This is a genomic window from Streptomyces sp. NPDC040545 (assembly GCF_055595065.1).
Window position 1 is genome coordinate 53,934 of sequence record NZ_JBVIWA010000021.1, and the last position, 22,002, is coordinate 75,935.

Here is a 22,002-nt window from a genome sequence, read left to right on the forward strand (position 1 = left end):
CGAGCGGGGCCCGGCGCACTACCGTGGCCGGGTGCCGAAGAAACAGAACACGTTCTCATCTCTGACGGCCGCGCGCCGCCGGCTGGCGAGCCGCGTGGTCCACACCGGCTGGCGCTGGATGCAGCAGGCCGGTGCGGTCACCGCGCAGACCCCGGGGCGGCTCAGGTTCGGTGCGATCGGGGACGGCACCCGGCTCGCCTTCCCGCAGGGCACCGTCTTCGGCGAGCGGTGGATCCGGCTCGGCGGGCACTGCATCATCGGCGAGCAGGTCACCCTCACCGCCGGGATGATGCCCGACCTGGACCTCGGCACCGAGCCGATGCTGGTGCTCGGCGACGGGGTGGTCATAGGCCGCAACAGCCATGTCATCGCCGACGCCCGGATCACCATCGGCTCGAACACCTTCTGCGGCCCCGGGGTCTACATCACGTCCACCAACCACAGCTACGACAACCCGCACGAGCCCGTCGGCCGGCAGTGGCCGCGCAGCGCGCCCGTGGAGATCGGCCCGGGGTGCTGGCTCGGCACCGGCGCGGTGATCCTTCCGGGCGCGCGCCTCGGCCGCAACGTGGTCGTGGCGGCGGGCGCCGTCGTACGGGGCGAGGTCCCGGACCACGCCGTGGTGGCGGGGGCGCCGGCGCGCATCGTACGGCGCTGGGAGCCGGAGACGGGCTGGCAGCCGCCGCTGCGCACGCCGACGCCGGTGCCGATCCCCGACGGGATGACCCCGGAGCAGCTGCGCGGTCTGGCGGAGCTCGCGGAGGCCGAGCACTCCTAGGCCGGGTGTCCTGCCGGTCAGCCCGCGGCCAGGAGAACCGTTCCGGCGAGGGCCAGGCCGGCGCCCGCGGCCTGCACCGTGCGCAGCCGTTCCTTGAGTACGGCGAAGGCGGCGAGCGCGGTGATCACCGGGTAGAGCGAGGACAGCACGGCGGCCATGGTGACCGGGCCGTTCTGGGCGGCTATGGAGTACGTGCCGTTCGCCGCGACGTCCGCGAGGCCGACGAAGGCCAGGGCGGGCAGCAGCCCCCACAGGAGCTCGGGGCCGGTGCCTGCCGGAAGGGCGGGTATGCCGCGCCGGGTCTGCGTCCACAGGGCGGCACCACCCACGGCGACATTGGTGACCCGCTGCACGAACAGTGCGAGGAACAGTCCGGTGACGCTGCTGGACGCCTCCGAGATCAGGGCCATCACCGCGCCGAAGCCGAAGGCCGCGACCAGGGTGAGGACGACGGCCTGCCGCTGGACGGGCGCGCCGCGCAGCTCCGGGCCGCCCGCGAGGACGATGCCGACGACGGCCACGGCGATCCCCGCGAACTGGCCGAGGCCGGGCCGCTCACCCAGGAGCAGTCCCGCGGCGACGGGCACGACCACGCCGAGGGAGCCCAGCGGCGAGACCACGCCCATCGGGCCGAGGGCCAGCGCCTTGTAGAAGCTGAGCATGGCGACCGGTCCGACCAGGCCCGCCCCGACCGCGAACCACAGCTGCGGACCGGCCTCCCGCCAGGCGCCGGTGCCGAGGACCACCGCGCCGAGCACGACCACGGCGACGACCTGCGAGACCACGACCACCGTGAGCGCCGGGATCCGGCGGGTCAGCAGCCCGCCGCCGAAGTCGGCGAGCCCCCACAGCACTGCTGTGGCCAGGGCGAAGAGGGCGGTCATGAAGCCTCGCAGTACAGTGCAGTGAACGCTGGAGTGCAGCATCGAATACAGAACACGTTAGTGCACTCTGTTGGACTGTGTCATCCAAAATATTGGACGGAATGGTGTCGGACCTCGAACAGCTCACCCAGGCGCTCGCCCGGAACCTCAAGCGGTGGCGCGGCGAGCGCGGTTTCACCCTGGACTCCCTGGCGGCCCGCGCGGGAGTGAGCCGCGGGATGATCATCCAGATCGAGCAGGCCCGTACGAACCCCAGCGTGGGCACCACGGTCAGGCTGGCCGACGCGCTGGGCGTCAGCATCTCCGCACTCCTCGACCACGACCGGGGCCCGCAGGTCCGCGTCGTCCCGCCGGACCAGGTGGTGCGCATCTGGTCCAGCGAGGCGGGCAGTTCGACGACGATGCTGATCGGCACCGACGAGCGCGGGCCGATGGAGCTGTGGACCTGGCACCTGGTACCGGGCGAGGGGACGGACTCCGTCCCGCACCCGTCCGGCACCATCGAGATGCTGCACGTCACGGCCGGGGAGCTGACCCTGGTGGTCGGCGAGGAGGAGTTCCGCGTCCCGGCCGGGGGCGCTGCCGCCTTCGAGGCGAACCTCGCGCACTCCTATCGCAACGACGGCTCCGTACCGATGGAGATGACCCTCGCCGTGTCGGTCCCGCCGGTCTCGCCGCCGGTGCCCGCGCGTGCCCCCGCACACGCGCACGGGGGCAAGGGCACCGCCACCGGCACCGGCACCGGCACGTCCGAGTCCGCGTCCGCCGGCTAGAGCGCCGGGATCTCGATCGCGGGGCAGCGGTCCATGACCATCGTCAGCCCCGCCTCGCGGGTGCGGGCGTACGCGGCCTCGTCGATCACGCCGAGCTGGAACCAGACCGCCTCGGCGCCGACGGACGCCGCCTGGTCGGCGACGGGGCCGGCCAGCTCGCTGTTCACGAAGACGTCCACCACGTCCACCTTGAACGGGATGTCCGCCAGCGAGGCGTACCCGGGCTCACCGTGCACGGTCTCGGCCTTGGGGTGCACGGGGATCACGCGCTTGCCGAACCGCTGCAGCACGCGGGCCACCCCGTAGGCCGCGCGGTCCTGGTTGTTCGAGAGCCCCACCACGGCCCAGGTGTCGCCGAGCTCGGTGAGGATCTTGCGGATGGTTGCCGGATCGCCGTACACGTGTGCCGCCTCCTGATGCCCTTGTCCCCGCCGGCCCCGTCCGCAGCTTCTCCACCGCGTCCGACCGGCCGGCGCTCAGCGGCGTCAACCGAAAACCCCCGGGCGCCATTCCCAAGGCGCCCCTGTTCATCGGCCCTACCGGGCCCTCGGCCCCGCCGACGGGTCCACGTTCCAGGCCGCAGGCAGGGATGCGTCGCAGAAGACGCAGACGAAGTGCTCCTCCCGGACGATGTTCAGCTGCGCGCAGGCCGGGCAGCGGCGGAAGACCACCTCGTGGGTGAAGCCGTCCGGGCGCAGGCCGAGTCCGGCCGCGTCCAGGGCGTCCGCGACGGCCGGCCACGAGCCGGGGTCCGGGCAGTATCCGGTCGACTGGTTGCTCACCGCACGGACCACCCACCGTCCGGACTTCCGCCCGAAAGTGATCTCCCCGGCGCTCAGCACCGTGCCACCGCCGGCGCAGACCACGTGCTCGCTCCGCCGCGGCGCGAGCCGCAGCACGCCGGCGCCGTCCACGACGAACGTGACGGGCTCGGACAGCTCGGCCGCCGCCGGGCCCGAGGCCCAGTCCTCGAACTCCGCGGCCGAGCGGATGCTCCGGCCCTCGCTCTCCGGCCGGACGAGCGCCCTCAGCTCGGCCGGTCCCACGTACCGGTAGTTCCGCCCCCGCAGCTCCATGTCCGCCAACCTACCCGCGGCCGTGCCACGGACGGGCGGGAGCCCGTTCTGCACCGCTTAGGGTGGTGAGGTGAAGGCAGACCAGTACGTGACGGTGGCCCGTGAGGGCGTGCACGAGTCCGAGATCAACCGCTCGCGCTTCCTGTGCTCGCTCGCGCCCGCCGCGACCGAGCAGGAGGCCCAGGACTTCGTCGCGCGCATCCGCAAGGAGCACCCCACCGCCACGCACAACTGCTTCGCCTACGTCGTCGGCGCGGACGCCTCCGTCCAGAAGGCCAGCGACGACGGCGAGCCCGGCGGCACCGCCGGGGTGCCCATGCTGCAGATGCTCATGCGCCGTGACATCCGCTACGCGGTCGCCGTCGTCACCCGCTACTACGGCGGCGTGAAGCTCGGCGCCGGCGGCCTGATCAGGGCCTACGGCGGGGTCGTCGGCGAGGCCCTCGACGAGCTCGGCACCGTCACCCGGCGCCGCTACCGGCTGGCGACCGTCACCGTCGACCACCAGCGGGCCGGCAAGACCCAGAACGATCTGCGCTCCACCGGCCGGACCGTGGTGGACCTGCGCTACGGGGCCGAGGTGGAGATCGAGGTGGCCCTCCCGGAGGCGGACCTGCCCGCCTTCGAGGCCTGGCTCGCCGACACCACCGCGGGCAGCGCCGGTCTCACCCTCGGCGGAGAGACGTACGCGCCCTGAGCGCCCCGGGGAGGGGTTAGCGTAGAGGGGTTCAGCGAGCGGGAGACGACCAGGGGGAGACGGCATGCGCGGCGGGGCCGGCGAGTGAAGTTCCTGCACACCTCGGACTGGCACCTCGGCCGGGCCTTCCACCGGGTCAACCTGCTGGGCGCCCAGGCGCTCTTCATCGACCACCTCGTCGAGACCGTGCGCGAGCGCGAGATCGACGCCGTCCTCGTCGCCGGTGACATCTACGACCGGGCCGTGCCCCCGCTGTCCGCCGTCGAGCTGTACGACCGGGCCCTGCACCGCCTCGCCGACCTCGGCGTACCCACCGTGATGATCTCCGGCAACCACGACTCCGCGCGCCGCCTCGGTGTCGGCGCCGGGCTGATCGACCGGGCCGGGATCCACCTGCGGACCGATCCGGCCGGCTGCGCCGACCCCGTCATCCTGGCCGACGTACACGGTGACGTGGCGCTGTACGGCCTGCCGTACCTGGAGCCCGCCCTGGTCAAGGACCAGTTCGGCGCGGAGAAGGTGAGTCACGAGGCGGTCCTCGGCGCCGCCATGGACCGGATCCGGGCCGACCTGGCCACCCGCGCGCCCGGCACTCGTTCGGTCGTCCTCGCACACGCCTTCGTCACGGGCGGCCAGGCCAGTGACAGCGAACGCGACATCACCGTCGGCGGCGTCGAGGCCGTCCCCGCCTCCGTCTTCGACGGCGTGGACTACGCCGCCCTCGGCCACCTCCACGGCTGCCAGACGATCGGCGAACGGGTCCGCTACTCCGGCTCCCCGCTCGCCTACTCCTTCTCCGAGGCCGACCACCGCAAGGCCATGTGGCTGATCGAACTCGGCGCGCAGGGCGAGATCGCCGCCGCCGAGTGCATCGACACCCCCGTCCCGCGCGCCCTCGCCCGGCTCCGCGGACGGCTGGAGGACCTTCTGCACGATCCGGCGCACCAGGTCCACGAGGACGCCTGGGTCGAGGCCACCCTCACCGACCCGGTCCGCCCCGACGACCCCATGGCCCGCCTCGCCGCACGCTTCCCGCACACCCTCACCCTCGCCTTCGACCCCGAGGGCCGCCAGGAGGAGACCGGCGCCTCCTACGCCCAGCGCCTCAAGGGCCGCAGCGACCAGGAGATCGCCGAGGACTTCGTCGCCCACGTGCGCGGCGGCGGCCACGCCGACGAGGCCGAACGGGCCGTCCTCCAGGGCGCCTTCGACGACGTACGCGCCGACGACAGCCACCGGGAGACCCACCGATGAGGCTGCACCGGCTGGCCGTGACCGCCTTCGGACCGTTCGCCGAACCCCAGGAGATCGATTTCGACGCCCTGTCCGGCGCCGGCATCTTCCTGCTGCACGGACCCACCGGCGCCGGGAAGACCTCCGTGCTCGACGCCGTCTGCTACGCGCTCTACGGTTCCGTGCCCGGCCCCCGTCAGGCCCCCGGCACGAGCCTGCGCAGCGACCACGCCGCCGCCCACACCCCGACCGAGGTCACCCTCGAACTCACCGCGGGCGGCCGCCGCCTGGAGATCACCCGGCGGCCCGAACAGGAGCGCCCGAAGAAGCGCGGCACGGGCACCACCAAGGACAAGGCCCAGAGCTGGCTGCGCGAGCACACCGGCGCGGGCTGGGAGCCGCTCAGCCGCTCCCACCAGGAGATCGGCGAGGAGATCGAGCAGCTGCTCGGCATGAGCCGCGAGCAGTTCTGCCAGGTCGTACTGCTGCCGCAGGGGGAGTTCGCCCGCTTCCTGCGCGCCGACGAGGCGGCCCGCGGCCGACTGCTCGGCCGGCTCTTCGACACCCGCCGCTTCGCCGCCGTCGAGGCCCTGCTCGGCGAGCGCCGCCGGGCCGCCGAGGCCAAGGTCCGGGCCGGCGACGAGAAGGTGCTCCACACCGCCCAGCGGCTCGCGCAGGCCGCCGGGGACAGCGCCGACCTGCGGGCCTGGCCCATGCCCGGACACCAGCCGGGCGATCCCGGGCTCGCCGAGGCCGTCCGGGCCTGGGCCGCCGTCGCCCGGTGCGCGGCCCGCGAACGCCTCGACGTCGCCGAGTACGCACTGGCCGCCGTCGAGAGCCGGCACGCCGCCGCCCGGCACGCGGCCGAGGACGCACGGGAGCTCGACCGGCTGCAGCGCCGGCACGCGGAGACCCTCCGCCGGGCCGCCCTGCTCGCCGAGGCGGCCCCTGAGCGGGAGCGGGTACGCGGCCTGCTGGACCGGGCCCGGCGCGGCGCCCTGGTGGCCCCGGCCCTGGAACTGCGCGGCGCCGCCTCCGCGGCGCACCTCGCCGCCGCACATGCCGAGACCTCCGCCCGCGCGCAGCTCCCGCCCACGCTGAAGGAGGCGGGAGCCGAGCAGCTGGCCGACATCGAGCAGCGGCTGCGCGAGGCCCTCGGCGCGCTCGGCGCGGCGCAGCGGACCGAACAGCGCAGCGCCGAGATCGGCCGTGAACGGGCCGACCTGGAGCGGGAGTCCCGGGCCGCCGAGGAGCAGCACCAGGAGTCCGCCGAGTGGCTGGAGCGCTGGGAGGCGACCCGGACGGCGCTGCAGGACCGCGTGGACGCCGCCCAGCAGGCCGCCACCCTGGCCGAGCAGCTCGCGGGCCGGCTGGAACCCGCCCGCATGCAGCTGAACGCCGCCCGCCGGCGGGACGAGCTCGACGCCGACGCGGCGCGCGCCTCGGCCGAACTGCTCACCCTGCGCGAGGAGTCGGCCGCCGCCCGGGAGCGCTGGCTGGAGCTCAAGGAGGCCCGCCTGCGCGGGATCGCCGCCGAGCTCGCCGAGGCACTGGTGGCCGGGGAGGCCTGCGCCGTGTGCGGGTCCGCGGAACATCCCGCTCCGGCCCGCCCGGCCGCCGGCCACGTGGACCGCGCGGCCGAGGACGCGGCCCACGCCCACTTCGAACGGGCCGAGCGGACCCGGGCCGCCGTCGAGCGCCGGCTCGCCGCCGCGCAGGAGGCCCGCACCGAGGCCGCGGCCGCCGCCGGCGAGGCCACCACCGCCGAACTCCTGGACCTGACCGCCGACCTGAGTGCCCGCCATGCCGCCGCCCATGCCGCGGCCGCCGGCCTGCACGCCGCCCGTGAGCAGCTCGCCCGGGCCGAGCGGGAGTACGCCGCGCGCAGCGCCGACCGGCAGGGCGCCGAGACCCGGGCCGCCGCCAGGGCCTCCCGGCGCGAGGCCCTCGACCGCGAACAGGCCGGGCTGGAGGCCGAACTCGCCCTCGTACGGGACGGCGCGCCCAGCGTCGCGGCCCGCGCCCGCACCCTGGAGGACCGGGTCCGGATGGTCTCCGGCGCGGCCACCTCGCTGCGCCGGGCCGAGACCACCGCGGCCCGGCTGAAGGAGGCCGACGACCAGCTCGCCGACGCCGCGTTCAAGGCGGGCTTCGAGACCGTCGAGGCCGCCGCCGACGCGGTGCTCCCCGAGTACGAGCGCACCGCGCTCCAGCACCGGCTGGACGCGTGGCAGACGGAGGAGGCCCTGCTGGCGGACCGCCGTCGCGAGACCGGCGCCGCCGAAGCGGCAGCCCTGCCTCCGGCCGCACCGGATGCGGCCGAGGCGTACGAGGCCAGGGCCGCGGCGAAGCTTCGTACGGCAGGGTCGGCGGCCGACGCGGCCCGGGTGCGCTGCGCGGAGCTCGACCGGCTCTCCCGGCAGGCCGAGCAGGAACTGCGCGCGCTCGGCCCGCTGCGCGAGGCCTACGACCGGGTCGCCCGGCTGGCCGGACTCACCGCCGGCACCTCCGCCGACAACGAGCGCAAGATGCGCCTGGAGGCCTACGTACTGGCCGCCCGCCTGGAACAGGTGGCCGCCGCCGCGACGGTACGGCTGCTGCGCATGTCCGGCGGCCGCTACACCCTGGTCCACTCCGACGCGCGGGCGAGCGGGCGGGGGCGCTCCGGCCTCGGACTGCACGTGGTCGACGCGTGGACCGGCAGTGAGCGGGACACCGCCACCCTCTCGGGCGGCGAGACCTTCTTCGCCTCGCTCGCCCTGGCGCTCGGCCTCGCTGACGTGGTCACCGACGAGGCGGGCGGGATGCGCCTCGACACCCTCTTCATCGACGAGGGCTTCGGCAGCCTGGACGACCAGGCGCTGGACGAGGTGCTCGACGTCCTGGACTCGCTGCGCGAGCGGGACCGGAGTGTCGGCATCGTCAGCCACGTCGCCGACCTGCGGACGCGGGTCCAGGCCCAGCTGGAGATCGTCAAGCAGCGCGGCGGCTCCGTGGTGCGCCACCGGACGGCGGCGCTCACGGACTGAGCGGCCTGCGGGGCAGCGGAGAGGAGTAGACGATGCTCGTCGTCACCGATCCGAGCCCCGCGATCCGGCCCGTGACCTCCTCCAGGTGCGACATCGAGCGGGTCGCGACCTTGAGGACGAAGCAGTCGTCGCCCGTGACGTGGTGGGCCTCCAGGATCTCCGGGGTGGCCTCCAGGAAGTCGTGGAAGGGCTTGTAGTTGCCGTGCGGGTAGCGCAGCCGCACCAGGGCGAGGATCGACTTGCCGAGCCTTTCCGGGTCCACCACCGCCGTGTAGCCGGTGATGATGCCGGTCTCCTCCAGCCGGCGGACCCGTTCGGTGACGGCGCTCGCGGACATGGACACGGAGCGGGCGAGCTCGGTGAAACTGGCGCGGCCGTCCCGCTGGAGTGCTTCGAGGATCCGCCAGTCGGTGGCGTCAGGGGAATAGTCGGTCATGATGCAGGTCTAGCAGGGGATTCCCCGGTCGAACAAGGAAAAGCCCGGGGAAACCCACTTCCGGTGATGATCAACAGATCGTAGATTTCTCGCCATGACGACGACGCAGACGCACCAGCCGGGCTCCGCCGCCCCCGCCACCACCAACCCCGTGCTCCGGGTGCCCCCGGCCTCCCCGGCCGCGGCCGCCGCGTACTTCGCCGCGAGCCTGGCCTTCCACGCGGACGTGTCGGACGTGGCCGCCGCCTTCAAGGCCCACCGCGAGCAGGGCGCCGAGCTCGGCTTCCAGCTCGTCGACTCCCGCTCCACCCCGTCCTGGGACCAGGCCCACGTGCCCGGCGCCGTCCACCTGCCTACCGCCCTCATCCCCGAGCAGGCCGAGCGGCTCCTGGACAAGAACATCCCGGTGGTCACGTACTGCTGGGGCCCCGGCTGCAACGGAGGCACCCGCTCCGCCCTCGCCCTGGCCGAACTCGGATTCCAGGTCAAGGAGATGCTCGGCGGCATCGAGTACTGGATCCGCGAGGGCTTCGAGGTCGAGACATGGCAGGGCAGCCAGCAGCGCGCCGAGGCCGACCCGCTGACCGCGCCGACCGACTCGGACGACTGCGGCTGCTGAGGTGAGCGCCTTACGGGGCCGAGGGCCGGTACGGGGCCGACCGTCTCCACCGGGCCGACGCGGACGGGCCGCCCGTCCCCAGGGGACGAGCGGCCCGTCCGTCGTTCGCCGCCGGGCGGCCGGGCCCGGGTGTCAGAGCTTCGACAGCTCGTCCACCAGGTCGTCCAGTCCCAGCGAACCCTGCGACAGCGCCGCCATGTGCCAGGCCTTCAGATCGAAGGAATCACCGTGCGCGGCACGCGCGTTGTCCCGGCCCAGGAGCCAGGCCCGCTCACCCAGCTTGTAGCCGATCGCCTGCCCCGGCATCGACAGGTAGCGGGTCAGCTCGCTCTCGACGAAGTCCGCCGGCCGGCCGCTGTGCAGGCCGAAGAACTCCTGCGCCAGGTCCACCGTCCACTGCTCGCCCGGGTGGAACGGCGAGTCCGCGGGGATCTCCAGGCCCACGTGCATGCCGATGTCCACGATGACCCGTGCCGCGCGCATCATCTGGCAGTCCAGGTAACCCAGGCGCTGTTCCGCGTCCTTGAGGTAGCCCAGCTCGTCCATCAGCCGCTCCGCGTACAGCGCCCAGCCCTCGGCGTTGGCGCTGACCATGCCGACGGTGGCCTGGTAGCGCGAGAGCCGGTCCGCCACGTGCGTCCACTGCGCGAGCTGCAGGTGGTGGCCCGGCACTCCCTCGTGGTACCAGGTGGACACCAGGTCGTACACGGGGAAGCGGGTCAGGCCCATGGTGGGCAGCCAGGTGCGGCCCGGGCGGGAGAAGTCCTCGGAGGGGGACGTGTAGTACGGGGCCGCGGGGCCGCCCGGCGGGGCGATGCGGGACTCCACCTTGCGGACGCGCTCGGCGAGTTCGAAGTGCGTGCCGTCGAGGTTCTCGATGGCCTCGTCCATCAGGCCCTGCAGCCAGGCCTGGACCTCGTCCACGCCCTCGATGTGGGTGCCGTGCTGGTCCAGGTGCTTCAGCGCTTCCCAGGGGCCGGCGCCCGGGAGGATCTTGGCGGCCTCGGACTTCATCTCGGCGAGCAGCCGGTGGTACTCCGACCAGCCGTAGGCGTACGCCTCTTCCAGGTCCAGGTCGGTTCCGTTGAAGAAACGGGCCCAGCGGGCGTAGCGCTCGCGGCCCACGGTGTCGGGCTTGCCCTCGACGGCCGGGGCGTACACCGAGCTCATCCAGTCGCGCAGTTCGACGACGGCGGCGGTCGCGCCGGCGGCCGCGGCGTCCAGTTCGGCGCGCAGGGAGTCCGGACCGGCGGAGACGAAGCCCTCGAAGAAGGGCGCCTCGGAGCCGTCCTGGCCGACCCAGGTCGTAAGCTGGCCGATCATGGTGGTGGTGGCGCGGGGGCCACCGTACAGGCCGCGCTCCAGGCCGAGTCCGAGGCTCTCGCGGTAGCCGTCGAAGGCGGCGGGTACGGCGCGCAGGCGCTCGGCGATCGCCGCCCAGTCCTCGGCGGTGTCGGCGGGGGTCAGGGAGAAGATCTCACGGACGGAGTGCGCGGGGCTGTGGATGTTGCTGACCGCGCACAGGTCCTCGTCGGCCTCGAGTACGGCGAGCTCGGCGGTGAGGCGCTCGCGCAGCAGCCGGGCGCAGCGGCGTTCGGCGTCGCCGTCGGCGCCGGGCGCCGACTCGGCGGCGTCGAGGCGCGTGAGGGTCTCGCGGATGAGCTCGGCTACGGCCGCACGGCCCGCCGGGGAGAAGTCCGGGAGCTTGCTCGAACTCGCGGCGACACCGAGGTAGGTGCCCGTGATCGGGTCGAGGGCGATGAGGTCGTCGACGTACGCGTCGGCCACCTGGCGGGGCAGCCGCGGTGCACTGCCGTTGTGGAGGGTCTCTGACATGCGGACATCTTCGTATGCGGGACGGGTTCCCGTCATCACCGATTGCCGTCGGACTGCTGACGTGGGCCGGAGCAGGGTCGGTAATGCGTGCGAGAAATCTTCAACCACCGTGCCGGACAAGCGACTTCACGTCCCCGGGGCGAGGGCCGCCGGGGACGTGGCGCGCATAGCTTGGCCGGATTCCGCCGGAGCCGGTGCCCGGTCAGGGCCCCGGTCCGGGCGGATCGTCAGGGGCGGCGGCGCGGAGCCGACTGCTCCTGCGGGAGCTCGTGCGGGAGCTCGCGGGGATGCTCGTAGGGGAGTTCGTAGGGCAGCCGGGAGCTGACCGGGGTCGCGTCCAGCCGGGCCGTGATCACCAGGGTGCCCTCCTCGATCTGGTAGTCGAGGGGGAGGCCGAGGCCGCGCATGGCGGCGACCATGCCGGTGTTGGAGGCCTGGGTGACGGCGTACACGCTGTCGCACCCGGCCTCGACGGCCATCGCGATGAGTCGGCGCAGCAGCTCGGAACCGATGCCGCGGCGCTGCCAGTCGTCCTCGATGAGCAGGGCGACCTCGGTCTCGTCGCCGTCCCACAGCAGGTGGCCGAGGGCGACGAGCTTCCCGGAGGCGGTGGTCGCGGCGAGGGTGCGGCCGAAGCGGGGGCTCAGCAGGTGGCCGAGGTAGCGGTCGGCGTCGTGGACGGGGCCGTGGTAGCGCAGCGAGAGGGTGCGCTCGGAGCAGCGGTCGTGCATGGCGCGGGCCGCCGGCAGGTCGGAGCCGTCGGCGCGGCGCACGGTGATCTCGTTGCCCTCGGGCAGGGTCAGTACGTCCTGGCTGCGCGGGACGCGGGGGCCGAGCCGGGCGTCGAGCTCGACGAGCGCGCGGGCCCGGGCGAACTCGGTCGGGGTGAAGGGAAGGTAGGGCCGCTCCACGGTGATCGCACCGCCGGAGGGGTCGCGCAGCCGCATGACCGTGGCCTCCAGCACCCCCTCGACCGGGGCGTCCGCGCCGGCGTTGGGGCGGCCGGAGAGGGTGGTCGCCGGGATCGAGTGGATCGTGCAGCGGCCGAGCAGCTGGCGCAGCGCGAGGGGCAGCTCGGCGGCGTCCAGGGCGGTGCGGGTGGCGAGACCGAGGACCCGGGTCGGGGTGTCGACCAGGTCGTGGGGGTCGGCGCGCTCGATCCAGGTGCTGTGGCCGCCGGCCCGGGAGATCGCCCGGGCGAGGTCGGCGGAGGGCAGCTCCTGCGGGGCGCGCAGCAGGAACTCGTCGACTGTGCCGCCCTCGGGGAGCGGGTGCGTCTGGAGGGTCAGGATGTCGACGCCGTTACGGGCGAGGGCGATGCAGAGGGCGGCCAGGGAGCCCGGCTCGTCCCGTACGGTCGTGCGCATCCGCCAGAGGGCGGTGCTGCTGGCGGTGGCGGTGGCTGTCGCGGTCGCCGTTGCCGTCGCGTCGGGGCTCGTCGACGCGAGCGGCTGCGGATCGGTGGGGGCTGTGCTCCGCGGCGGGGGCGCATGGCTGTGGCGCCGTGCCCACCAGGTGTGGAAGGCCGCCGTCACCAGGAGTACGACGGCCGAGGCCACGAGCAGGACCGGGCCCCTCGGGCCGTGTACGACGAGATTGGCGATGCCGTCGGCCACCGCGACGGCGCAGAACATTGCGGCGAGTTCGACGACGTCGCGGCGCCAGTGGTGACGGTGGGAACGGTGCGCGGAGGCGGGGTTACGGTCAGTCATGCACACCACTGTGGCGCAGGGGTGTTGCGTGATCACGAACGATCTGTGACCGACTGGTTAAGTGTCCATCTGGCCGATTTCACCCAGTTTTCGGGGCCATTTCCGGTTCGCAGGTCGGAGGGGCCGCTGTTTCCGGAGGCTTCGGGGCGTCACTGGCCCACGCGCCCGGGCTGGAGCGTCCGGGTGAAGAGTACGTCCCCTCCCTGACGGCGCAGGCGGACGGTGAGCTCCCCGCTGCCGCCGTCGATGTCGACCTCGCCGTAGTACGGAGGGTTCTCGGACGGTGACATGTTGGCGAAGGGGGCGGACTGCACGTAGGCCGTCTCCGGGCCGAAGGTGGCATCGAGGCGCCCGGCCGGGAAGCCGCCGGCGCCGATCGGGCCGGACACGAACTCCCAGAACGGCGCGAAGTCGGTGAAGGCCGCCCGCTCGGGCGCGTAGTGGTTCGCGGCGGTGTAGTGGACGTCGGCCGTGACCCAGAGGGTGCCCGTGATGCGCTGGTGCTTGATGTGCCGCAGGAGTTCGGCGATCTGGAGCTCGCGGCCCAGCGGAGCGCCCGGATCGCCCTGGGCGACGGCTTCGAAGTTCGCGGTCCCGTCGGGGACGACGATGCCCAGGGGCATGTCGGCGGCGATGACCTTCCAGGTGGCGCGGGAGCGGGACAGCTCGCGCTTGATCCAGGCCAGCTGCTCGGGGCCGAGGATGCCGATGGGGTCCTCGGTCTGGGTGCCGGGGGAGTTGGCGTTCCGGTAGGTGCGCATGTCGAGCACGAAGACGTCGAGCAGCGGGCCGTACCGCATCACGCGGTACATCCGGCCCTCGGCGCGGCCTCCGCGCAGGTCGGTGACGGGGAAGTACTCCCCGAAGGCCTGGCGGGCGCGGGCGGCGAGGGTGTCGGCCTCCTTGACGGTGTAGCGGGAGTCGTCGATGAGCTGGCCGGGGTACCAGTTGTTGCGCACCTCGTGGTCGTCCCACTGGGCGAGGACCGGGACCTGGGCGTTGAAGCCGAGCAGATTGCGATCGAGCAGGTTGTAGCGGAAGTTCCCGCGGAACTCGGCGAGCGTCTCGGCGACCTTCGCCTTCTCCTCGGTGGTGACGTTGCGCCAGAGGCTGCCGTCGCGCAGCGGGGCGGTGGCCTTGATCGGCCCGTCGGCGTAGATCGTGTCCCCGCTGAAGAGGAAGAAGTCGGGGTTGCGCAGCCGCATCTCCTCGAAGACGCGGTAGCCGCCGAGATCGGGGTTGATGCCCCAGCCCTGGCCCGCCAGGTCGCCGGACCACAGGAAGCGCACGTCGTGGCGGCGGGAGACGGGGGTGGTGCGGAAGGTGCCGTGGACCGGAGCGGAGCTGCGGCGAGGGTCGTCGGGGTCGGTCAGGACGACGCGGTAGTGGATCTGCCGGCCCGGCGGCAGGTCGCGCAGCACGGTGGTTCCGGTGAAATCGCTCGACGGGCCGAGCAGCGGGCCGTGGTGGCGGCGTACGGCGTAGCGGAACGCCTCGCTCGGGGAGGTCTCGACGTACATCCGCGCCAGGCGGTCGGAACGGGTCCATACGGTGGCCGAGTGGGCGGTGATCTCGCCGGACTGCACGCCCCAGAGCGCGCCCGGCCGGCCGGAGCGGGCGAAGGCGGGGACGGCGAGCGCCGGGGCGGCGATCAGGGCGGAGGACAAGGCGAGGGAACCGCCGATGAGGGACCGTCGGGTGTGCGGGATCGATGCCATCGGTACGTCTCCTGGGGCCGGCGAGGACGGGTCGGACCAGCGTGCCGTTGCACACCGGCCCGGCCGCGTCTCCCACGCGAACCGCGGATGAACAGCCGTCAGCCGCCATTCGTTCACCTGTTCAGGTGTTTGGCCGATTCGGCCAACTCGGCCAACTCGGCCGAATCGGTCGGTCCGGCCGGTCCGCCTGCCCGGCCGGTCCGCCTGCCCGGCCGGTCCGCCTGCCCGGCCGGTCCGCCTGCCCGGCCGGTCCGCCTGCCCGGCCGCCCGGCCGCCCGGTCCGGCCCGTCAGGCGGCGACGAGCCGCACGCTGCGGGCCGTGTCCAGCACCACCCGGGACACGAGCGCCGGATCGTCGTTCATCGGGACGTGGCCGCAGCCCGGGAGCCGGACCAGCCGGGCGCCGGGGACGGTGTGCTTGGCGCGGATGCCCTGGCGGCGCAGCAGCAGCCGGTCGCGGGTGCCCCAGGCGATGGTGACCGGCAGGCCGGGCACGTCGTCGGTGAACCGTACGGAGCCGCCCGCGGCCAGGGTGTCCTCGAAGCCCGTGGCATCGCGCAGGGCGAGGGTCTCGGCGACGACCGCCTCGGCCGGGCGGCGGGAGGGGCGGGCGTAGATGGTGCCGGTGAGCGCGGCGCGGCCGGCGGCGGTGCGCGAGAGCCGTCGTACAGCGGGCAGCGGCAGCGCCTTGGCGCCGGCGCGCATCGCGAGGAGGGTGGCGAAGGCGTAGCGGCGCTCGGCCTCGGTCCAGAACCCGGCGGGGGAGAGGGCGGTGACGGAGCGGACGAGATTGCTCCGGCCCATTTCGAGGGCGAGCAGACCGCCGAGCGAATTGCCCGCGACGTGCGGGCGCTCGACGCCGAGGGCCGCGCAGAGCGCCCCGAGGGCCGGAGCCACGGTCCCCAGGGAGTACGGAACGCCCTTGGGCAGGGGCTCCGAGGCGCCGAAGCCGGGCAGGTCGACGGCGATCACCTCGTGCTCGGCGGCCAGGATGTCCATCACCGGGTGCCAGGCCTGGAGGTGATGGCCTATGCCGTGCAGCAGGAGGAGCGGTTCGCCCGCGCCTTTGCGCTCGTAGGCGACGGTGGTGGGGCGGGGGCCGAGCGGCGAATCGATCGTGAAGGAGACCGTGGCGGTCATGCTGCTCCTCGTCGGTTGGACGCGTGCGAGACAGGATGTCAGTAGTGCCTACCGCCATGATTACCGTCCGGTAGCCCTTGACTACAAGCCTTCCGCGCCCACGAGAACATCCTATGAACGGCTTGATACGTATGCCCGTTCTGCCCGGCAAAGGTATGAGCATTGGTCTTGACCAAGGGGGTGTGCCGTCCTATCGTCGCAGGGATAGTGCAGGAACCTTTAATAAACAAAGGCGCGGAACTGCCGCTGGAACACACGGCGAGTGCAGCGATGGCAGGAGGAGTCAGGGTGGGGACCACGCAGCTCGAAACGGCACCGGAGCCGAAGTACTGGCACCTCAAGACCGTCCTCAGCGAGGCGCTCGACCAGGACTTCGCCGTCGGCGAGGTGCTGCCCAACGAGCGTGAGCTCGCGGCCCGTTTCGGTGTCGCCCGTGCGACGCTGCGTCAGGCGCTGGAGCAGCTGGAGCTCGAAGGCCGGCTGCAGCGCCGCCGGGGCGTGGGTACCACCGTCGCCCCGCCGCGTGTCGGTGTCGCCGTGGGCAGCGCGCAGCACAGTTGGCCCGGCGAGAGCGTCGACGGCTGGGAGCCGGTCGACGCGGCCGAGACCCTGCCGACGGCCGCGGTGCTGAAACTCCTCGGTACCGGGGGCGCCTTCGCCGCCGACCAGCCGGTGCACACGGTGCGCCGGACCCGGGTCACCCACGGCCAGGCCGTCGCCGCCGAACTGCTCTACGTCCCCGCCGCGTCCGTGCCCGGACTCCCCGCCATCGAGGCCCCGGCCGGACCGGCCCGCGCCCGCACCGTCCTGCGCGAACTGCAGCGGCTGGTGCTCGACGGCCAGGACCGCTCGGTGGAGCTCGGCTCCGCCCGCGCCGACGACGCCAAGGAACTGGACCGCCTGCCCGGCGCCCCGGTGCTCCTGGTCACCACGCGTTACTTCACCACCGCGGGCACGGCGGCGGTCTCGGTGGCCACCTACCGCGCGGACACCTGCCGCCTCACCTTCGGCGACTCGGGCAACGTCGAGATCACCCACGAGCCGCGCGTCGCCTCCTGACGCCGCCCGGGGCGACTTCGGTCCCCGGTCCTTCCGAGCACGCGGACGTGGCTACGGCCCGGCACCAGCCACTGCTGGGGCCGGGCCGTAGCCGTGTGCAGGGGAGGGCGCGGGTCGGGTCAGCGGCGGGCCGTGACCGTCTTCTCCACCGCGAAGAGCTCCTCCTCGACGTGGTCCAGCGCGAGCCGTAGGGCACCGGTCGCCACCGCGGCCTCGCCGAGCATGGACTGAGCCACCCTCGGCGGGCGCAGGCAGTAGCGCTCCAGCTCCTGGCGGAGGGGCTCCAGGACCCCGTCCAGACCGGCCGCCCAGCCGCCGACGACCACCAGCTCCGGATCCATCGCCAGGACCAGCGCCGCCACGTCGTGCACCAGCCGCTGCAGGAACCTTTCCACAGCGGCCACCGCCCGCTCGTCGCCCCGCTTGGCCATCGCGAAGACCTCGGCGACGGCAGCCTCGTCCAGCGGATGCAGCGGCTCACCGGTGGTCGACAGCAAACGCTCGGGCGTGACCTCACGGCCCAGCAGGTGCAGGGCGCCGATCTCGCCGGCCGCCCCGCCGAAGCCGCGGTGCAGCCTGCCGCCGATCAGCGAGCCGGCGCCGGGGCTGAGCCCGGCCATCACGAACACCATGTCACCGGTGTCCCGCGCGGCGCCCTTCCAGTGCTCGGCGACCGCTGCCGCATTGGCGTCGTTCTCGACCTGAACCGGGCAGCGGAAGGAGCGGCGCAGCCGTTCCCCGAGCGGCAGCCCGGTCCAGCCGGGGAGCGCGGTGCCGAGGCGGACCGTGCCGTCCGCCTCCACGATCCCGGGGCTGCCGACGCCTACCGCCCGCAGTGAGTCCCGTGGCACGCCGGCGCGGCGCAGCAGATCGGCGACGGCCGCCCGGACCCGCTCCAGCCGCTCATCGGCGGACGCCGTCTCCGCGACGTCCTTGGTACCGGCTCCGATGACGCGGCCGTCCAGCCCGGAGAGCAGCACCGCGATCCGGTGCGAGCCGATCTCGATGCCCAGCAGGTGCCCCGCCTCGGTCCGGAAGCGGAACCGCCTGGCCGGGCGGCCTTGCCGCCGCGCGCCCTCCTCCGCCTCCGCCTCGACGACGAGCCCGGTCCCGATCAGCCCCTCCACGACGCCCTCGACGGTCGGCCGGGAGAGTCCGGTCAGCCGTGTGAGGTCGGTGAGGGTCGGCGATCCGGCCGTCCGCAGTGCGCGCAGCACCACGGCGGAATTGATCCGCCGGAGCAGAGAGGGGTCCCCGCCGGTCAGCTGCCCCAACGTGTGTCCTCCCAGGTAGCGAGCTTGTCAGCCGGATCGTACTGCCCGCCCGGTGCGTCGGCGAGAAGCAGCCCCCCATCGGCCGGAAGCAGACCTTCCCTCACGCGGGGGAGACGAACCCCGACTCGTACGCCGTGATCACCGCCTGCGTCCGGTCCCGCGCCCCCAGCTTCGCCAGGATCGCGCTGACGTGGGACTTGACCGTCTCCGTGCCGATGATGAGCTCGGCGGCGATCTCCACGTTGGTGAGCCCCCGCGCCATCAGCCGCAGGACCGCCTCCTCCCGCTCGGTCAGGGCGGCCCCCTCCAGCACCGCCCGGGCCTGCCGGTTCCCGTACTCTGCGGCCAGGGCCCGCACGGCCGCCGGGAAGAGCAGCGTCTCGCCCTCCGCCACCAGCCGTACCGCGTGCACGATCTCCGAAGGCCTGGCCCGCTTCAGCAGGAACCCGTCCGCTCCCGCACGGAGCGCCTCGTAGACGTACTCGTCGTTCTCGAAGGTGGTCACCACGAGGATCTTCGGCGGGGAGTCCACCGTCCGCAGCACCGCACGGGTCGCCTCGATCCCGTCGAGGAGCGGCATCCGCACGTCCATCGCCACCACATCCGGCCGCAACTGCCGGACCAGCGGGATCACGGAGGCCCCGTCGGCCGCCTCACCCACCACCTCGATGTCGGGCTGGGCGTCCAGGACGGCGCGCAGACCCGCACGCACCAGGGGTTCGTCGTCGACGAGCAGTACGGTAACCGGCATCCGGTCAGCGTATTCGCTCCAGCGGCAGCCGGGCGCGCACTCTCCAACCGCCCTCGTACAGCCCGGTTTCGGCCTCTCCGCCGAGCAGCGCGGCGCGCTCCCGGATGCCGCGCAGGCCGCTGCCGCCGCCGACCGTGACCCCGGGGCGTTCCGGCAGCGGGTTCGTCACCTCCAGGTCCAGCCGGCCCGCGGTCATCTCCACCCGAATGCGCACCGGCACGGGGCCGCAATGACGCAGTACGTTGGTCAGCGCCTCCTGCAGGATCCGGTAACCCTCCCGGGTGACCGGTTCCGGCAACCTCTCCAGCGGCCCCGTCAGTTGCGCGTCCACCACGGAGCCGGAGGCTCGCGCCGACTCCAGGAGCCGGTCGGCCTCCGCCAGCGTCGGCCACTGCGACGGCGGCTGTCCCGACTCCCGCAGCACCCCCAGCACCCGCTCCAGATCCTCCAGCGCGGCCCGGCCCGTCTCCTCGATCGCGCACAGTGCCCGGTCGGTGAAGGCGGGATCACCCGCGGCGCGTGCCGCACCCGCCTGGACGACGGCCACGGTGAGCGCGTGCCCGATGGAGTCGTGCAGTTCCCGCGCGATGCGAGTGCGCTCCAGCAGCTGCTCCGTGCGCGCCTCCAGCGCGGTCAGCCGTTCGGCGGCGGACGGGCTGAGCAGGCGGGTGGCGGCCGCGGTGATCAACTCGCCGAGGACGGCCACGATGGCGATGAGGACGACCAACGGCACGGGCACGAGCAGCGCGGCGGCCCAGCGCCCGGGCACGAACGGCAGGAAGTCCTCCGGACCCAGCGGATGCCCGACGGCTATCGCGACGAGCTCCACGGCCATCGCCGACAGCCAGACCGTGGCGCCGAACGCACCTACCGCGATGACCATCCGCGTCTCCAGCCACAGCACGGTTCGCCAGCGGTCCCCCCAGCGGCCCGACGGAGCGAGGCTTATGGCGCTGTCGGAGGAGCCGCGGTCGTACGGTGTGAGCAGGAACTGTGCCTGCAGGCCTTCTGCCAGTCGCACCCAGGGCACCAGCCCGAACGGCAGGACGAGCAGCAGCGGCACCCAGGGCCACCGGGGCATGATGAACATCCATACCGCGAGCAGAAGCAGCGGCACGCAGAGGTGCAACCAGCGTGAATAGGTCACCGGTTGGAACGGGGCGCGCAGCAGTCGGTTCATGACTCCATGGTGGCAGCGCCCTGTTCAGGGGCGTCTCCCCCACGTGGGGGAGACGCCACCCTCGCATGGGGGAGGGAAGGGGTGGGGCCGGCGGCGAGTCTTGAGCCATGAACAGCATCGAGATCCGAGAACTCACCAAGCGATACGGCGCCCACCGTGCGGTGGACGGCCTCACCTTCGATGTCCTGCCCGGGCGGGTGACCGGATTCCTGGGCCCCAACGGCGCGGGCAAGTCCTCCACGATGCGCCTGCTCCTGGGCCTGGACCGGCCCACATCCGGCACGGCCACGATCGGCGGCCTGCCCTACCTGGAACTGACGGACCCGCTGCACCGGGTCGGGGCCCTCCTCGACGCCCAGGCGGCCCACGGCGGGCGCACCGCCCACGACCACCTCCGCCTGCTCGCAGCGGCCGGCCGGATCCCGATGCGCCGGGTGGAAGAGGTCTTGGAGCAGACCGGCATGGCCTCCGTGGCGAAGCGGCGGATCAAGTCCTTCTCGCTCGGCATGCGCCAGCGCCTCGGTATCGCCGCCGCTCTCATCGGCGACCCGGGAGTGCTCCTGCTGGACGAGCCCACCAACGGCCTCGACCCCGAGGGCATCATCTGGATCCGCGAGCTGATGCGTTCCCTCGCCGCCGAAGGACGCGCCGTCCTGGTCTCCAGCCATCTGATGTCGGAGACGTCGGCGCTGGCCGACCACCTCGTCGTGCTCGGCAAGGGCAAGCTCCTGGCCGATACCTCGATGGAGGAGTTCATCGACGCCCGCAGCACGCCGAGAGCGCGCCTGAGGACCGCCGACCCCGCCCGGCTGCGGGCCGCACTGGCCCGGGACGGATTCGAACTGGTGGCAGCGGACGACGGGCGATGGAGCGTCGAAGGCATACGGGCCGAGCAGCTCGGCGGCCTGGCCGCCCGTGAAGGGGTTCCCCTGCTGGAACTGTCCGACGAGCGCGCCTCGCTGGAGCAGGCCTACCTCGACCTCACCGCCGATCACGCGCAGTTCAGCGCGGCCCACTGACCATCCACCCGCTCCCGTACCTTCAGGAGGCTTCGCCATGAGCGCCGCACTGCCCACAACCCCCGTACTGCACTCGGAGTGGGTCAAGATCAGGACTCTCCGGGGCACTTTCTGGTCGCTGATATCCGTCCTCGTCCTCACCGTGGGCATCCAGGCGTTGGCGGCTGCGGCCCTGGGCCGGTCCGACGAGGGCAGCATGGGGGACGACCCGCTCCTCGCGGCCTTCTACGGACTCAACTTCGGCCAGATAGCGGCCATCGCCTTCGGGGCCACCGCCTTCTCCGCCGAGTTCCACAACGGAGCACTGCGCACCAGCCTCACCGCCGTGCCCGACCGTACGCGGTTCTACTTGTCGAAGATCTCGATGCTGGGCGCGCTCGCCCTCGTGGCCGGCCAGCTCGCGGGATTGCTGACCTTCGTGACCGGACAGTCGTTCATGGGCCACGACGCCCTTGAGCTGGGCGACCCCGGCACCGTGCGGGCCGTAGTCGGCTGCGGTCTCTACTTGACACTCATGACGCTGTTCGCGGCCGGGCTCACGGCGGTGCTGCGCAGCGGGGTGGCCGTCCTGAGCATCCTCATACCCTTCGTCGTCATGGTGTCCTTCATCGTGGGCGCGGCGGCGACCGGGGTGGGGCAGTTCATGCCGGACCGGGCCGGGCAGGCGATGATGCGCAGCCAGCAGTGCGGCGACCTCGGTCCGTGGGGCGGGCTCGGGGTGCTGGCGCTGTGGGCGCTGACCGCGGTGCTCGGCGGCTGGCTGGCGGTGCGCCGCCGGGACGCGTGAC

19 protein-coding genes and 1 pseudogene are annotated in these 22,002 nt (G+C 73.3%); 9 read left to right on the forward strand and 11 right to left on the reverse strand.

Going from position 1 to position 22,002, the window contains the following annotated elements:
* The first annotated feature begins 31 nt into the window (after positions 1-31).
* A complete protein-coding gene (locus ACZ573_RS31185; protein ID WP_471310572.1) occupies positions 32-778 on the forward strand; it encodes an acyltransferase in 747 nt (248 codons plus the stop codon).
* Positions 779-795: 17 nt separating this feature from the next.
* Here the strand turns inward: ACZ573_RS31185 and ACZ573_RS31190 are convergent, their stop codons facing one another.
* Positions 796-1,662: an EamA family transporter gene (locus ACZ573_RS31190; RefSeq protein ID WP_471310574.1), complete on the reverse strand. Its 867-nt coding sequence runs from the start codon at positions 1,660-1,662 to the stop codon at positions 796-798.
* 104 nt (positions 1,663-1,766) lie between these two features.
* On the opposite strand from ACZ573_RS31190, the pseudogene ACZ573_RS31195 reads away from it, so the two are divergent.
* A pseudogene (locus ACZ573_RS31195) lies at positions 1,767-2,333 on the forward strand (helix-turn-helix domain-containing protein); the annotation flags it as partial.
* A 98-nt stretch (positions 2,334-2,431) separates the two neighbouring features.
* Here ACZ573_RS31195 and ACZ573_RS31200 read toward each other — a convergent pair.
* Positions 2,432-2,836, reverse strand: a complete 405-nt coding sequence (locus ACZ573_RS31200) for a CoA-binding protein (protein ID WP_314251420.1) — start codon at positions 2,834-2,836, stop codon at positions 2,432-2,434.
* 135 nt (positions 2,837-2,971) lie between these two features.
* The gene (locus ACZ573_RS31205; RefSeq protein ID WP_471310579.1) at positions 2,972-3,511 is read right to left on the reverse strand and encodes a hypothetical protein; all 540 of its coding nucleotides are present in this window, start codon (positions 3,509-3,511) and stop codon (positions 2,972-2,974) included.
* Between the two features lie 70 nt (positions 3,512-3,581).
* Here ACZ573_RS31205 and ACZ573_RS31210 point away from each other — a divergent pair, with 70 nt between their 5' ends.
* The 3 genes from ACZ573_RS31210 to ACZ573_RS31220 all read left to right on the forward strand — a co-directional run bounded on the left by ACZ573_RS31210 (position 3,582) and on the right by ACZ573_RS31220 (position 8,470).
* Entirely contained in the window at positions 3,582-4,208 is a 627-nt protein-coding gene (locus ACZ573_RS31210) for a YigZ family protein (protein ID WP_301372608.1), read from the forward strand.
* Between the two features lie 84 nt (positions 4,209-4,292).
* Positions 4,293-5,462: an exonuclease SbcCD subunit D gene (locus ACZ573_RS31215; protein WP_471310582.1), complete on the forward strand. Its 1,170-nt coding sequence runs from the start codon at positions 4,293-4,295 to the stop codon at positions 5,460-5,462.
* On the forward strand, positions 5,459-8,470 hold the full coding sequence (locus ACZ573_RS31220; protein ID WP_471310584.1) for an AAA family ATPase: 3,012 nt from the start codon (positions 5,459-5,461) through the stop codon (positions 8,468-8,470). Before ACZ573_RS31215 ends, ACZ573_RS31220 begins: the two co-directional genes overlap by 4 nt.
* Here the strand turns inward: ACZ573_RS31220 and ACZ573_RS31225 are convergent.
* Positions 8,460-8,906, reverse strand: a complete 447-nt coding sequence (locus ACZ573_RS31225) for an Lrp/AsnC family transcriptional regulator (protein WP_030008650.1) — start codon at positions 8,904-8,906, stop codon at positions 8,460-8,462. The genes ACZ573_RS31220 and ACZ573_RS31225 overlap by 11 nt on opposite strands.
* Before the next feature lie 94 nt (positions 8,907-9,000).
* Between ACZ573_RS31225 and ACZ573_RS31230 the strand changes: the two genes are divergently transcribed.
* Positions 9,001-9,525, forward strand: a complete 525-nt coding sequence (locus ACZ573_RS31230) for a rhodanese-like domain-containing protein (RefSeq protein ID WP_471310587.1) — start codon at positions 9,001-9,003, stop codon at positions 9,523-9,525.
* Positions 9,526-9,657: 132 nt separating this feature from the next.
* Here ACZ573_RS31230 and ACZ573_RS31235 read toward each other — a convergent pair whose 3' ends face one another.
* From ACZ573_RS31235 to ACZ573_RS31250, 4 genes are all read right to left on the reverse strand, one after another.
* Entirely contained in the window at positions 9,658-11,361 is a 1,704-nt protein-coding gene (locus tag ACZ573_RS31235) for a DUF885 domain-containing protein (RefSeq protein WP_471310590.1), read from the reverse strand.
* Positions 11,362-11,588: 227 nt separating this feature from the next.
* The gene (locus ACZ573_RS31240; RefSeq protein WP_471310592.1) at positions 11,589-13,073 is read right to left on the reverse strand and encodes a GNAT family N-acetyltransferase; all 1,485 of its coding nucleotides are present in this window, start codon (positions 13,071-13,073) and stop codon (positions 11,589-11,591) included.
* A gap of 149 nt (positions 13,074-13,222) precedes the next feature.
* Positions 13,223-14,791 carry an alkaline phosphatase D family protein gene (locus ACZ573_RS31245; protein WP_471310595.1) on the reverse strand — a complete coding sequence of 523 codons (1,569 nt, stop codon included), beginning with the start codon at positions 14,789-14,791 and terminating at the stop codon, positions 13,223-13,225.
* A 288-nt stretch (positions 14,792-15,079) separates the two neighbouring features.
* Entirely contained in the window at positions 15,080-15,931 is an 852-nt protein-coding gene (locus ACZ573_RS31250; RefSeq protein ID WP_471310598.1) for an alpha/beta fold hydrolase, read from the reverse strand.
* Positions 15,932-16,219: 288 nt separating this feature from the next.
* On the opposite strand from ACZ573_RS31250, the gene ACZ573_RS31255 reads away from it, so the two are divergent.
* Positions 16,220-16,990 (forward strand): GntR family transcriptional regulator, encoded by a 771-nt coding sequence (locus ACZ573_RS31255; protein ID WP_471310601.1) that lies wholly within the window; start codon positions 16,220-16,222, stop codon positions 16,988-16,990.
* Positions 16,991-17,109: 119 nt separating this feature from the next.
* Here ACZ573_RS31255 and ACZ573_RS31260 read toward each other — a convergent pair whose 3' ends face one another.
* From ACZ573_RS31260 to ACZ573_RS31270, 3 genes are all read right to left on the reverse strand, one after another.
* Positions 17,110-18,264 (reverse strand): ROK family transcriptional regulator, encoded by a 1,155-nt coding sequence (locus ACZ573_RS31260; RefSeq protein WP_471310604.1) that lies wholly within the window; start codon positions 18,262-18,264, stop codon positions 17,110-17,112.
* A 100-nt stretch (positions 18,265-18,364) separates the two neighbouring features.
* Positions 18,365-19,015, reverse strand: a complete 651-nt coding sequence (locus ACZ573_RS31265) for a response regulator (RefSeq protein ID WP_471310607.1) — start codon at positions 19,013-19,015, stop codon at positions 18,365-18,367.
* Positions 19,016-19,019: 4 nt separating this feature from the next.
* Entirely contained in the window at positions 19,020-20,195 is a 1,176-nt protein-coding gene (locus ACZ573_RS31270; protein ID WP_471310610.1) for a sensor histidine kinase, read from the reverse strand.
* A 107-nt stretch (positions 20,196-20,302) separates the two neighbouring features.
* On the opposite strand from ACZ573_RS31270, the gene ACZ573_RS31275 reads away from it, so the two are divergent.
* Together ACZ573_RS31275 and ACZ573_RS31280 are read left to right on the forward strand one after the other, a co-directional pair.
* Positions 20,303-21,214, forward strand: a complete 912-nt coding sequence (locus tag ACZ573_RS31275) for an ABC transporter ATP-binding protein (protein WP_471310613.1) — start codon at positions 20,303-20,305, stop codon at positions 21,212-21,214.
* Positions 21,215-21,251: 37 nt separating this feature from the next.
* Positions 21,252-22,001 (forward strand): ABC transporter permease, encoded by a 750-nt coding sequence (locus ACZ573_RS31280; protein ID WP_471310615.1) that lies wholly within the window; start codon positions 21,252-21,254, stop codon positions 21,999-22,001.
* Position 22,002 lies beyond the last annotated feature (1 nt).

Coding starts and splice junctions, on each gene's coding strand:
- ACZ573_RS31190 (WP_471310574.1), bottom strand. CDS start 1,662: ATGACCGCCCTCTTCGCCCTGGCCACAGCAGTGCTGTGGGGGCTCGCC.
- ACZ573_RS31205 (WP_471310579.1), bottom strand. CDS start 3,511: ATGGAGCTGCGGGGGCGGAACTACCGGTACGTGGGACCGGCCGAGCTG.
- ACZ573_RS31220 (WP_471310584.1), top strand. CDS start 5,459: ATGAGGCTGCACCGGCTGGCCGTGACCGCCTTCGGACCGTTCGCCGAA.
- ACZ573_RS31225 (WP_030008650.1), bottom strand. CDS start 8,906: ATGACCGACTATTCCCCTGACGCCACCGACTGGCGGATCCTCGAAGCA.
- ACZ573_RS31230 (WP_471310587.1), top strand. CDS start 9,001: ATGACGACGACGCAGACGCACCAGCCGGGCTCCGCCGCCCCCGCCACC.
- ACZ573_RS31235 (WP_471310590.1), bottom strand. CDS start 11,361: ATGTCAGAGACCCTCCACAACGGCAGTGCACCGCGGCTGCCCCGCCAG.
- ACZ573_RS31240 (WP_471310592.1), bottom strand. CDS start 13,073: ATGACTGACCGTAACCCCGCCTCCGCGCACCGTTCCCACCGTCACCAC.
- ACZ573_RS31245 (WP_471310595.1), bottom strand. CDS start 14,791: ATGGCATCGATCCCGCACACCCGACGGTCCCTCATCGGCGGTTCCCTC.
- ACZ573_RS31250 (WP_471310598.1), bottom strand. CDS start 15,931: ATGACCGCCACGGTCTCCTTCACGATCGATTCGCCGCTCGGCCCCCGC.
- ACZ573_RS31265 (WP_471310607.1), bottom strand. CDS start 19,015: ATGCCGGTTACCGTACTGCTCGTCGACGACGAACCCCTGGTGCGTGCG.
- ACZ573_RS31270 (WP_471310610.1), bottom strand. CDS start 20,195: ATGAACCGACTGCTGCGCGCCCCGTTCCAACCGGTGACCTATTCACGC.
- ACZ573_RS31275 (WP_471310613.1), top strand. CDS start 20,303: ATGAACAGCATCGAGATCCGAGAACTCACCAAGCGATACGGCGCCCAC.
- ACZ573_RS31280 (WP_471310615.1), top strand. CDS start 21,252: ATGAGCGCCGCACTGCCCACAACCCCCGTACTGCACTCGGAGTGGGTC.